Below are 460 nucleotides of genomic sequence, written 5' to 3'. Positions count from 1 at the left end.
TTCCCCGGAGAACACTCCATCTCCGCTGTAGGCGGCGACCCGTTCCAGGGTGGTCAGGGCGGCCGCGATCCGCAGCCACCGATCCGCCACCGTGGGCGCGGCACCCATCTCGATCAACAGCGCCCGGGTTTTGCCACCGGTCTGCCGGGCCACCCCCAACCGGTCCAGCGCGCCGGCGTGCACGGCGAGTTGATGGTCGACCACGTTACGCAGGCCCATCAGGATCTTGGTGGTCTCGAACACCTCGCGGCCGGTGGCGTCGGAGGTGATGGTCAGGTCACGGACGGTGGGGAGCATGGTGTCGATCGGCATGCCCTAATGGTAGTCGAACACCAGTTCGAACACAATAGTAGACACAAAGAATTCCTACTGTGCTGCAAGGGTTTTCACCAGTGCACATCACCTCAAACGGTCATCCTATCGTGGCGGTATGACAGGGTTATCGGGGAGAATTGGGGTA

The 460-nt window shown here is 62.2% G+C and carries 1 pseudogene; it reads right to left on the bottom strand.

The window, feature by feature from the left end:
* Positions 1-312, bottom strand: a pseudogene (locus GORHZ_RS25180) (HNH endonuclease); the annotation flags it as partial.
* Positions 313-460: the final 148 nt, after the last annotated feature.

Origin of the sequence: Gordonia rhizosphera NBRC 16068 (genome assembly GCF_000298195.1) — a bacterium.
In the GTDB taxonomy this organism is placed as follows: domain Bacteria; phylum Actinomycetota; class Actinomycetes; order Mycobacteriales; family Mycobacteriaceae; genus Gordonia; species Gordonia rhizosphera.
The sequence above is the reverse complement of the archived record's forward strand: the minus strand, read 5'-3'. Positions and strand labels throughout refer to the sequence as shown.